Genomic DNA, 12,732 nt, shown 5'->3' with positions numbered 1-12,732 from the left:
GTCGTCTTTTATCTTCTGAAACTCTGACGAAGCCGCAGAAGGCAAGACAGTATTTGATTCAGAGGTCTCACTTAACTTGCCAGAATTACCAGAATCAGGCTTACCTGCCTGCTGAGCAATTGCTATCTTTAACTCATTCTCCAGCTCTTCATTTTCATCAAGTCTTGCTAAAAAGACTTCCGGGCTAACACCATAAAGTTTTGCCAGAATATTAAGTTTATCAGCAGACGGAATTATCCTTCCCGTTTCATAGGCAGAATATGTAACGCTCTTAACTCCTAAAAGCTTTGCAAGATCCTTTTGAAACCTACCTGAATCCTTCCTCATCTGCTTTAATAGCTCTGCTAAAGACATATTCCCTTTTTCTATAGTTCTTCTTGGCATTTTATTTAACCTCTTCTTGAATATTTATATTTCTTCCTGAGTCTGTTCATCTACATCATCAATGATGTCTTTTCCGGAAATTTCCTCTTCAACATTTAATTCTCCTTCCTTACTTTCTATACTTTCGGTATTATTGTCCCCCTCTTGTTTAACTGTTTCATCAGAGTCCTCAGATTTCTCATCCTCACCGCTCTCTAAAACCGCTGGTAATTCATCCTCTGAAATATCACTTCCAGAAGCATCATCGCTAATACCGATAGCACTTTCATCAACCTCAATATTTTCCTGATTTAATTCACTAACATCTTCTTCGTCATCACTACTATCCTTTTTACCAATAACATCATCAGGAGTATCATTATCTACATTTTCATCAAGGGTTTCAGATTCAACGTCATTAAATATTTCTTTACAATCATTTTCTTCACTACACTTCTTAACAATTTTGACGCTATCACTAATTAAAACATCCCCTGATTCTGTCATAATTTCACATCTGAAACTATACAGCAGAACAGATTCATCAATTGGTACTATGAGCTTGCTTGTATCTGCTCCAACTACGTCAGCATTCTTTAATTCTTCCCATGCCAATCCATCTACTGAGTAATACCACTGATAACTTACAGCCCCTTCTGCAACAACTTCGAATATTGCTTCATCTTCTTCACTAATTGCTGCATCAACCGGCTGCTCTTTGATTTCCGCTATAACCTCATCTAATTCCACCAGACTAAATTCGGTTTCTCTCTTGGTACTAATCATCTGCGCCATCAGTGAACTATTACCTTTAATCTTCGCTGAATCACTGATTATTTCTGCGCCATCAGCACTAGTAATAGAACATCTGTACATCTGACCTATTCTTTTCTCTGTTACTTGAACAGTTATCTTGTTTGTGTTACATCCATCAACAGAAGATTTCTTCCAGTTCTGACCATTATCCTGACTGTAGTACCACTGGTAACTCTTTGCCCCTAAAGCTCCTATTTCAAAAGAAGCCATACTACCTATAGAAGCATTGACATCCACAGGTTGACTCGTTATAGAAAGAACTGCATTAATCTTTGCAGCAGCACTATCTATAGTTTTTCCATCGAATCCGGTCAAATTACATCTATACCTCTGACCTATTCTTCCTTCTGTTACCTGCACTGTAATCTTATTTGTTGTGCATCCATCAACAGAAGATTTCTTCCAACTCTGACCATTATCCTGGCTGTAATACCACTGATAGCTCTTTACTCCTAAAGCACCAACCTCAAAGTTTACAATCTCACCAATAACCGCATTAACATTAACCGGATCATTCGTTATCGTTAACTTCGCAATTATCTTAGCTGCAGCACTATCCAATGTATTCCCATCGAATCCGGTCAATCTGCACCTGTACATTTGACCTATTCTTCCTTCTGTTGCCTGTATCGTAATCTTATTAGTATTACATCCATCAGTAGAAGACTTTTTCCAAGTCTGACCGTCATCCTGACTGTAATACCACTGATAGCTCTTTGCTCCTGATGCAACAGTTTCAAAGGTTACGTTATTTCCTATAGCTGCACTAACATTTGAAGGCTGCTTTGATATAACAATCTTCGCACTGACTTTGCCTGCTGTACTATCTAATGTCTTTCCATCTGAGCCTGTTAATCTGCATCTATACATCTGACCTATTCTGTTTTCTGTTGCCTGTACAGTTATCTTATTAGTGTTAAAACCATCAACAGAAGATTTCTTCCAGGTCTTACCACTGTCCTGACTGTAATACCACTGATAACTCTTTGCTCCTGATGCGCTCACGCTGAAGTTGACATTGGAACCTATAGCTGCCACCGCATCAGTCGGTTGTTTTGTTATGTTTAATTTTTCATACATTCTGGCAGATTTACTATCAATAGTCCGTCCACCTGCTACCATCACTCTGCACTTATAACTCTGACCAACTCGTGCTTCTGTAACGTCAATAGTAAGCTTGCTTGTGTTATACCCAGAACTTGATGATTTATTCCAAGTAGTTCCATTATCTTTGCTAAAATACCACTGATAACTCTCTACACCTTTTGCTGTAATCTCAAAACTAACTTTTTCTCCAATTGCAGCGTACTGATCAACAGGCTGAGAAGTAATAAATCCTACTGTAATAGTCTTTGTTTGCGAAGTTACTTTATTGCCATCAATATCTGTCACAACACATCTGAATACTCGTCCATCCCAAGTATCTCTGACTGTCTTTTTAATACTCTTGCCAGTCCCCCAACTGTTACTCCATGTTGTTTCTCCCGCATCATGCCATTGCCATTGATAAGTAAGCCCGTCACCCTCTGCATCGCAAGTCAAAGTAACATCAGTATCTGCTACAGCGGAAATATCTTTAGGCTGAGTCTTGATTTTCAAAGTATTTCCCGTTGCTATAGTAATTGAAGCAACATTGCTGTACATCATGTTTCCATTAGGATCAAGGATCATACATCTGTATGTTCCGCCATTCATTTTGCTTGTAATGTTAAGGTAACAAGGATTACCTGAACCAAGATCCTTCCAGACAGATGAACCGGAAGCTTTATATGACCATTTGTATGCAGAAATCTTACCTGTTGCAGTAAGGGTTAAAGTTGCCTTTTCTCCACTTTTTACAATCAGATCCTCAGGCTGCTTTGTAATAGTCATAAAGTCTTTTTGATTTTGAACCGTTACATTCTTTAATGTAGAATTTTTCAGTGTACCTCCGCTAACTGTCGAATTTTCAATAACTACCCCATTAAGCTTTGAGGCATTAATTTCTGTATTCTTTATAGTACTGTTTCTGACATTAGCACCTCTAACATCACTATCCTTAACTATTGAATTTCCACTTATAGAACCACCTGAAATCTTAGCTTTTGCTAATGATGTTCCGTTAAAGCCATTAGAAACCGATGTAATCTTTTCAACAATTCCTGCGATAAAAGAGCTGTTTGAAATATGGTCACCAATCGACTTTATTCCATTAAGCACACAATTAAAGATATTGTTACTTTTTGAATCAGTTTTCTTAAGTGTGCTTCCGCTAACAGTACTATTTGTAACTGTTCCGTTGTTTATTGTGCTGTTAGAAATCTTTGCCTTATTAAGTTTTGAATTGTCTACTGTATCGTTAATTGCTACTTCCAGTATTGATGCAACATTTTTCAATACAGACCTAACCGAAACCACATTTGTATTAGTCGTATTAACAAGAGTAGTCCCACTCACCTGAGTATTTTTCAATACTGCATCCTGAACAGTTGAATTATCGACTTTACTGAAAGTAATACCTGTTTTTGTTATAGTATCTTTTAAAAGAATAGAACCAGATACACTTCCTCCGGAAAAAGTACTTCCACTAACTGTCACATTACTTGAAGTAACATTTGTAAGTGTGCTGTTGGTAACATGTGTGTTTTTCGCCACACCATTTATCAGTTTACTCTTATTAACAGTACTATCCTTTATTGTCCTGTTCTTTGCAGTACTTCCGTTAATCTTTGAATTTGCAACATCATTACCACTTACAGTCGTGTATTTACCACTATCCGTAAGTTTACTGTTTCCACTTATTGTACTTTTGATAATATTTCCACCATCAATCGTACTCTTTACAACCTCTGATTCACGTACTGTACCACCACCAACAGTAGAGTTTACAATTTTATCCTTATATAAAACACTGTCCTTCGCGTTTATTGAATTAAGTACGCTTCCATTAATCTGTGCATTTGTAATCTTAGATGAACTAATTGTTGAATCGAATATTTTATCAGACCTAAGATTTGAATTAATAATCGTAGTCTTCTTTATCGTATTTTTTTGTGTCGTAACATCATCCATTTTTGCATTCTGAACAGATGCAGATGTAGCACTTCCGCCTATCAGCGATGTTCCGCCACCAATACTACCATTCTTAATTTTCGCATCGTAAAAAACACCTCCGGTAATAGTACTACTTACAATATCTGCGGAGTCCACCTTATCATTTTGTAGTTGTGAACTGCTTACCTTACCGCCAATGATGTTACTGTTTTTAATAGTCTTATTACTTATGTTTGCATCAACATATTTCGCATCATTCTTCTCATTTTTCTTGCTAAATTCGCTTTTTGTAAATATACTATTCTCTGTGGAAACATATAATCCTATCTCGCCTGGCGAAATCCCTGGATACCTATTTCCACCTTCCTGTGCAAAACCTGTTGCCAAAACCGTCGCCCCCACCAAGGCGATACCTATTGCTCTCCTAGCCACTGTGTTTCTGATAAAGTTGTTGATTTTGCTCATCTTTCTTTCAACCCTCCATAAGAAAAAAATTTGTTTACGAGGAACAATAACATGCAGTTTATTAAAAAAATTGAAAACATATTGGTACATATGTATGAAGCATTTTTATTTATACTTCTTCCACTATGGATTCCAAATGGTTACAATAATCTTGCAAACGACAAATATGATGCCTTTATGGCTTTTTCACTGTTCATAATGGCTTTTTACCTATTACTTCAGCCCATAAAAGTTGTATTAATCCTAGTAAAAAAAATAACGGTCAATAATCAATCTTCTCAGCAGCTAGATGTGAATATTCATCACAATTATTTTTGGCTTCTATTATTCCTCTTTTTTACCTCCATATTCATTTCAACTTTTTTGTCCGATTACAGAGAGCAGGCATTTATTGGTGCCAACGGCTGGAATATGGGACTTTTTACTTATGCAATACTTATATTTGAAATATTAATGTTTAGTGGCAGAAAAAATCTTGATATGAAAATTACTTTTGCATTTCAGATAATAGGTAGTTTTATCGTTAATGTAATCGCTATCCTTAACCGCTTTTACATCTATCCTGTAAAAGGAATAGAAGATGTAAGATTTTTTATCTCCACGATAGGAAACAGTAACTGGTATGCCGGATATCTGTGCATCTTTCTTTTCTTAAATACCGGGATAATGCTTGTAACGACTACCAATAGATGTATAGATTGTATGCTGTCTGTTTATGTAACTACTGCCGCATTCTGTATGCTATCATGCGGAAGTCAAAGCGTATTTCTATTTGCCTCTGCATTCTTTCTGCTCGCAATACTATATGTCCTTAAAAATCCCCAATATATAAAAAACCTCATGAAAGTATTTATCTTTTATGGAATAGCATCCGAAGCATTTGCCTTTTCATATAGCACGATTTTCCTATGGGACGACTCTCTTGATAATTCTGTTATTGTTATGATGTTAAGGCATCACTTAGGTATTGCAATCATTGTATTTTCAGTATTTACCATGCTTTTGACCAGGAAAAAGAAATTTAGTAAGCCCATAGTTCCAAGCTGTCTCTTATCAGTAACACTTGCAATTCTCCTCTTACTTCCTCTTGCTGCATTGGCTATACAGCTATTGCCTTTAGAAATATTCAGTGACACCTTTGGAAACAGTCGTGGCTTTATTTGGAACATTTCAAAGAACGCTTTCTATGCTCTTACTCCATCACAAAAAATATTGGGAATTGGTCCAGATTCTATGTGCTATTTCCTATACAACAACCAGTATTTTTCTGAGATTTTGACTTTAAAATATGGTGACTCTATTCTTACAAACAGTCATAGCATCTTACTAAACAATCTCTTAAATTGGGGAATCGTAGCGTTGATCATATATGAATTGTGTTTCCTGTACATTATCCTGTATCTTTATAGATCTGATAATAAATACTGCTTCATAATTGCTATTATTCTTGTTACTTCAAATATTTGGGGTATCATATCTTTTGATAACATCCTGTTTACACCATATGTATTCTGCATTTGCGGGTATGGAATTACCATAGCACAACATCCACATTCCATTTTTTGAAAGGACTTCAAGGTAATTTCTTACCAAGCCAAGCATCTCATCTTCCAACTCTATAGACCTTCAGAAGTTTTCCAATCTCTTTCTTGTCCCCAAACGCAATTTGTCAGTAATTCTTACAATGCCCTCGACAATAATAACCGTTATTATCAAATATATGACCATAAAAATCCCATTTAAATGCGGAAAAAAATCATGAAGTGAAACATGTACAACATACAATTGTAAGGAATTCTTCCCCCCCCATTTCAAAACCGGTGATTTTAATTCTATATTTCGCAATATACAACACAAGAAAACAACCAATGCTATCCCTGAGACAGGCTTACATGCTTCACAAAAAAATTGTCCCTTAAAGATTGTGAATATAATTCCAAGGCACAAAAAGCATATTAAGGCCAAAAATGAATTAAATAATATATTTTTTTTCAAAAGAAATACAATTTTCTTCTGATAGCAAGAAAACACTACACCTACCACAAAAAGCCACATTGAATTGAAATATTTAGCCGGAAAACACAAACAAATGCATAAAAAGCTTCCTACTGCGTTAAAGACTAACATACCAAATACTATACTTTTTTTATTTTCTGTAACTTTTCTAACTAAGTAATAAACTATATATTCAAAAGTTATAACAAAAATAAACCAATCTTCTGCCTTAATAATATTTCTCACATTAAAAATTTTGCCTATTACAATAAATAGAAATTTTATGCAAAGATACGGCATCCATACTTTTCTTATTCTATTTAATAAATATTGTTTTCCAACCTTTTTAGTGTTATACCCTTCCTGAATACCATATCCAGACACAAATAAAAAAATTAATACTCCTATCCCACCTAATTGCGTAACCATGGTTCCAATCAAATGAGCTATTAGACCTTCTTCAATGCTTTTAAATCCTCCATACACATAGAGATGCGATGCTATTACAAAAAATGCTGCTATTCCCTTTAATGAAATCCCATCATTTCTATCAAAGGCAACATCTTTCCCTTTTCTCAAGCCAAATCTCATATTACATACAATTAAAAACATTAAGCTTAGCAGAGTGCTTCCACAGAATATCAAAGTATATTTCTCCCTATAAATTTGAATTATTAATCCCTATTATTCTAACCACTAATCATGCAGTTCAAAAAAATCACAAATAGAAAGCTCAATTATCTATCTTTCTAAACTCTTCTCTTAAAATATCATCAAGTTGAGGATATTTATCTATCATTGAATAGAAATCCCTCCAAAATAACTTTTCCCCATGATCATTTATTTGGGTAAGTGATGGTCCTTCTTGTGTTCCTGGAACATAGACAATCAAATTATCTTTCTTACTCGGAGCCATTGTCTTCGTTCCATTTAAAACAGCCATCAGCCAAAACCATATATCATCATTTGTCGGACATATATTCGTAAACAAGTTCGCATCCGTTACATCTTTATAAAGCATCCCAGGTGCATAAAGACATCCTCCAACTCCAGTTAGTTTGTGTAAAAAGGTAGGATTATTCCAAAGATTATTGCCTTCAGGAATGCTTTTGTACTTTTTATCCTCGATTATAAACTTGGTAATTCTATGTGCCCATAACACATTTGGGTCAGATAAATATGCATTATACAAAGTTCTTAACCAGTTATGGCTATAGTAGACATCATCATCCGCTGTTACGATTATTGAATTTGGAAACTCGCGTAAACTCGGTATCAATTTTTTATATGACCTAATATCTTCACACCATTTAATCTCTAATCCATATTTCTTTAAGCTTAACAATTTTATTGGCAATGATTTCTCAGAATCCGGAAATTGAGTTGCAGCCAACCATAATATAACCCTGTCAGGTTTTATACTTTGAAGCAATAACGATTTAATTGTTTCATTTACTGTGCCTACTCTAGCAGGGAATGTTGTTAATGATACAATGATTTCATGAGGTCTTTTTTTATTGATTTCTTCTCTCGAACTACATGATGCACTAATACCTTTCCAATTCAAAACTCTAGAATATAATTGCCACCGGAAATTTACTATCACCGGTCTTGTTTTCCGAATAACATTTCTTTGAATTTTTTTATAAAACTGAAAATGTTCAGTCATATTTTATATTTACTCCTACTTGAATTGAAAAAATTTTCGAGAATTAAACATAGATAAAAGATATTGAAATGATTCAATCTTTAAAACAATTGATCCACCAATATATATAAACGCCCCAACACATGTCTGAATTAAAAGAATTATTATAGATGGCAGATTAATTTGTGCAATACCATACAAACAGATTCCCATAAAAATTGCAAGCAAAGTGCTAATAGAAATATCTTTTAATTGCTCTAAATATGAGTAGTTTATTAATTTTTTATTAGGCCAACTATTTACAATCTGATTAAAAAAATTTCCAATCAGATACGCATATGCTATCATCAATGTTCCATATGGAATTGCTGCAACTAACAAAATAATACCTACTCCCTTAGTAATAACTTCCTGTTTTAATCTAATATCACTACGTCCTAAAGCTTTTATTACATTTATATTTGCTGTATGAACAGGCTGAAACATATATAAAATGCAGAAAATTCGCAAAAATGGAACACATGAAATCCATTTTTCAGTTAATATTATCTTTATCAAAGTTTCTCCAGCAGCAGCAATTCCCATCATTATAGGTGCCATTATATAATTACTTATCATAATAGACTTTTGAGCTATTCTTTTTTCATATTCCATATTATCCTGCTCCATTGATAACACTGGAAAAAGCACACTATCAATTGAAGTATTAACATTCGTCACAACCAGATTAGGTATCTGTCTTCCTCTGTTATAATATGCAAGATCACTCGGCGAATATACCTTTCCAATTACTAGCTGTCTAATGTTTCCATACAATACGTCAATTAAATTTGAAAGCAAAAGTTTCCATCCATATGAGAACAGAGACATAAGTCTAGAAAAAGAAAAAACTGCTTTAGGTCTCCATTTCACAATCCACCATACCACAACCGTATCAACCAACGCATTTGTAAGATTCTGAACCACAAGAGCCCAAGCCCCAAATCCAATACATGCTAATAAAATCCCCATAATTGCTGATACTATTGTTCCAATTAGTGTCGCATAAAAAAAACGTTTGAATTGCAAGGTCCTTGAAATGTATGCCTGCTGAACATTTTTTATTCCAGAAATGACAATAATTAAGCCTGATGCTTTAACAAGATTAATTAATTTATCATCACAATATAACTCAGCAATTAGTGGTGCACATAAAAAAATAATCAAATACAATACCAAACATAATAATACGTTAAAATAAAAAACTGAGGAAAAATCAATATCATCTGCATCTTTCTTTTGAATAAGTGCGTTCCCAAATCCACCGTCAACAAATACCTGCAGTATTGCTGTAAATACTGTTATCATAGCCACTCTGCCATATTCAGATGGTCCCAAAATTCTTGCTAGAACAATAGACACAATAAAGCTTATTGCTTGTGCCCCGATTCTTTCAGCAAATCTCCATATTAAGTTACTTAGTACTTTTTCTTTTGTGCTCATCTTTTACATTCGCAAGAATGCCCAATTTCTTGCTACTATAATCATCCAATCTGCTATCATTTATTTTTTAGATATAAAATTTCGTATGAATATAACTTCTTCCTCTCACAAAAACATTCTTCCTATGATGATATCTCCATAGTGCTTGTTTCGGTAATCTCCACTCCATTCCCTCATTTATTGCATCTTTACAAGGATTACAAAACCCACAAGGCTTGCCATTAATTGGTGAATGACAGAACCAAGTCTTTGCCATAATAGAAGACCACCCTTTTTCTTGAGCTATATTCATTTCGTCAATTTTGGATAATCCAGAAACACTCAGGGCAAGTCTTCCAAAAACCTTATATACGTCAGAATTTTTATCTTTATTTGATAGCATCCGTCTATCTGAAACAAGTGCCTCTTCACACTTCGTGATATTCTCCCCTTCTCCATAAATAGCATTACCTACTTTACTTCTATCACTATCACATAAAATCCCTGTTTCAAAAATGATATTTTGTAGTTCCGCATATAGAGCAAACCATAAATACTGAATTCCAATATTATATTTTTCCCTCAAATTATTAAATGAATTAGTAATATCGATTCGGTCACTATTCTTTATCAAATTGTCTGCATCAATCATAACAAGATTTTTAACATTAGCAGGAAACGTATCCTCACAATGATTTATTTCATCAATAATTTCATTCATTGCTTTAATTTCATATTTTCTACCAGGTCTTTTTTTATCTATAAAATATATTGGCTGAATAGTAACATTGTCTATCGAAGCTAATTGAAGCAACCTAAATGTAGAATCATATCCCCCAGAAAAAAGCATGTATACTAACCTTTTATCACTAATATTATTCATATTTCTTATCACCGTTTATCCAACTTCCCATATCTTTCATTCTATATAAAGCTTTTTACCGAATTGCTTTTTATCTAGCCTTATTCTTTCCCCCAGCCAAAGATCCTTTTTATGCGTCCAAGTTCTTTTATACGGATACAATCCACTCGCTGGTGTAAATGTCATTTCTCCAAAATACACTTCATCCTCTGTATCATATAAATCCACTCTCACATAGTTAAAACCTTTAGCTAACAATCTTGCTATTTCAAGCATTTCCTCCAAATGCTTTGGTTTGGTTACTTCATGCTTAAACAACGGGTATGTTTCAAAGGTCCAATCCAATACATTCCAATCCAAGTCATAATTTCTTTGAAATCCTTCATGATTCTTTAAATTTCTTTCTCCAATACACTGAATAAATAAAGGTTCACCATCAAAGCAATGAATCTTATAATCATTTAGATTCCCATCGAGTCCCTCAATATATTCCTCAACTAGTATTTTAGGTGGCATATCTCTATACTGCTGTTCAAAAGTCTCTGCATATGATTTTCTACCAACCCATAAATCAAATTTATTATTGAGCGCCTTTATATCTATTTTCTCTTTATTTTTTATTACGCAATTCATTCCAGATCCATGGTTTACTTTCATGCAAAAAGCCTTAGGTAACATTCCAAAATCAATTTCAGAAAAATTATCATACACGCCAATCAACTTAACTACATGATCATTTCCTATTGCTTTTGCGACCTTTTCTTTTGCTTTAAACTTATCTGCAAGCAAAACCATATCCGTATCGATGCCAAATAACTTAATATATTGTATTTTTTCAGTAAAACTACTCGGATTATATATATCCAGCTTTTCCCCCATTTCAAACTTATACTGCGCCATTACGCACTTTACTTTTTCATCTATTGACATCCTTTTTATTTGCTTGTCTTTTTCTTCTAAAAGCTTTGTCATATTCTCATCTGTATAATTGAGTCTATTTTGTACATGATAAAATGCCATCTTAACGCCATATGCGCTTATATCATGAAGTATAATTTCTGGACGAACCATAATTTTTCTCCTCGTTTGATTTTATAAATTCCCATAAAAATCTATCTTTTTTTATCCTTCTTTTTTCTTTTATATTTCTAATTCTTGCAAATGAGTATCTAATCATTGACATCACAGAACCATTTATTTTGAACCCAAGTTTAAACAAACATAACGACAAAAACTCATATGCTTTCAAACTATCATCATATTTTATTATATTTGCCACTTCATATGCTTTATCTTTATTCCCTGATAAAATAAGAATTTCTAAGTGTTTATGCTCCACTGCATTTCTATATCCACAAATTTGCTCTTTAGTTAGTTTTTCAAACAGATTGTCAAAATCTGAATGAAAAATATTTTCTATTTCTAACCTTTTAGCAAAGCTTGGTTGATTGTTTTGCTTATTCTTACTTTTTATCAATAAAACTTCATGAATAATCTTAGGCTTTGATTTTTGTAACGCCCTTATTATAAATTCTCTATCTTGGAATCTTGTATAGGTCTCATTAAAACCATCCAATTCCTTATATAGTCTTCTTGTTATAAAAATATTGCTCCCAGTCCCAATTGCCATCTCATTTAACAACATATACTCCGGACTAAGATTATCATTAACACGACAGATTCTATAGTCGACTCCATACCTAACATCACATACGTCACAAAATAATAATTCTGCTTTTTCTATCATGTTCAAAGAATTCAGTATACGCTTAGGCAACATATAATCGTCATCATCTAAAAACGTTATATAATCCCCTTTTGAATTGTTCACTCCTGTGTTTCTTGCCACAGCTCCATTTTTATTTTTTTCATGGCATACATATTTTATTCTTGGATCATTTATTTTTTTTATGATATCTTTAGTAGCATATGATTCAGTTGTATTTTTCCCATTGTCATCCACTACTATAATCTCTATATTTCTATATTCATTATTTGTAATACTTGTTATGGCTCTTTCAAGATTATCCGTCCCTTTATACGTTGGAATAATCACGCTTACCAAATATCTATCTTCCATCACAATTAT

Annotated in this window: 9 protein-coding genes; 1 reads left to right on the top strand and 8 read right to left on the bottom strand. The window is 33.6% G+C overall.

Annotation, left to right across the window (positions count from 1 at the left end):
- A partial coding sequence (locus tag BM086_RS18245; RefSeq protein ID WP_092330799.1) for a helix-turn-helix domain-containing protein occupies positions 1 to 384 on the bottom strand: 384 nt, incomplete at its 3' end.
- 24 nt (positions 385 to 408) lie between these two features.
- Positions 409 to 4,677: a hypothetical protein gene (locus BM086_RS18240; protein ID WP_092330794.1), complete on the bottom strand. Its 4,269-nt coding sequence runs from the start codon at positions 4,675 to 4,677 to the stop codon at positions 409 to 411.
- A gap of 51 nt (positions 4,678 to 4,728) precedes the next feature.
- Here BM086_RS18240 and BM086_RS18235 point away from each other — a divergent pair, with 51 nt between their 5' ends.
- The gene (locus tag BM086_RS18235; protein WP_092330789.1) at positions 4,729 to 6,243 is read left to right on the top strand and encodes a hypothetical protein; all 1,515 of its coding nucleotides are present in this window, start codon (positions 4,729 to 4,731) and stop codon (positions 6,241 to 6,243) included.
- Between the two features lie 60 nt (positions 6,244 to 6,303).
- Here the strand turns inward: BM086_RS18235 and BM086_RS18230 are convergent, their stop codons facing one another.
- From BM086_RS18230 to BM086_RS18205, 6 genes are all read right to left on the bottom strand, one after another.
- Positions 6,304 to 7,251 (bottom strand): acyltransferase family protein, encoded by a 948-nt coding sequence (locus BM086_RS18230; protein ID WP_175560363.1) that lies wholly within the window; start codon positions 7,249 to 7,251, stop codon positions 6,304 to 6,306.
- Between the two features lie 154 nt (positions 7,252 to 7,405).
- Positions 7,406 to 8,341, bottom strand: a complete 936-nt coding sequence (locus BM086_RS18225; RefSeq protein ID WP_092330781.1) for a hypothetical protein — start codon at positions 8,339 to 8,341, stop codon at positions 7,406 to 7,408.
- A 15-nt stretch (positions 8,342 to 8,356) separates the two neighbouring features.
- Positions 8,357 to 9,802 carry a lipopolysaccharide biosynthesis protein gene (locus BM086_RS18220; RefSeq protein ID WP_092330777.1) on the bottom strand — a complete coding sequence of 482 codons (1,446 nt, stop codon included), beginning with the start codon at positions 9,800 to 9,802 and terminating at the stop codon, positions 8,357 to 8,359.
- A gap of 67 nt (positions 9,803 to 9,869) precedes the next feature.
- The gene (locus BM086_RS18215; RefSeq protein WP_092330772.1) at positions 9,870 to 10,664 is read right to left on the bottom strand and encodes a hypothetical protein; all 795 of its coding nucleotides are present in this window, start codon (positions 10,662 to 10,664) and stop codon (positions 9,870 to 9,872) included.
- A gap of 36 nt (positions 10,665 to 10,700) precedes the next feature.
- A complete protein-coding gene (locus tag BM086_RS18210; RefSeq protein ID WP_092330767.1) occupies positions 10,701 to 11,714 on the bottom strand; it encodes an ATP-grasp fold amidoligase family protein in 1,014 nt (337 codons plus the stop codon).
- The gene (locus tag BM086_RS18205; RefSeq protein ID WP_092330762.1) at positions 11,686 to 12,723 is read right to left on the bottom strand and encodes a glycosyltransferase family 2 protein; all 1,038 of its coding nucleotides are present in this window, start codon (positions 12,721 to 12,723) and stop codon (positions 11,686 to 11,688) included. Before BM086_RS18205 ends, BM086_RS18210 begins: the two co-directional genes overlap by 29 nt.
- Positions 12,724 to 12,732 lie beyond the last annotated feature (9 nt).

This window comes from Butyrivibrio sp. YAB3001, assembly GCF_900112195.1.
Lineage (GTDB): Bacteria > Bacillota > Clostridia > Lachnospirales > Lachnospiraceae > Butyrivibrio.
The sequence above is the reverse complement of the archived record's forward strand: the minus strand, read 5'-3'. Positions and strand labels throughout refer to the sequence as shown.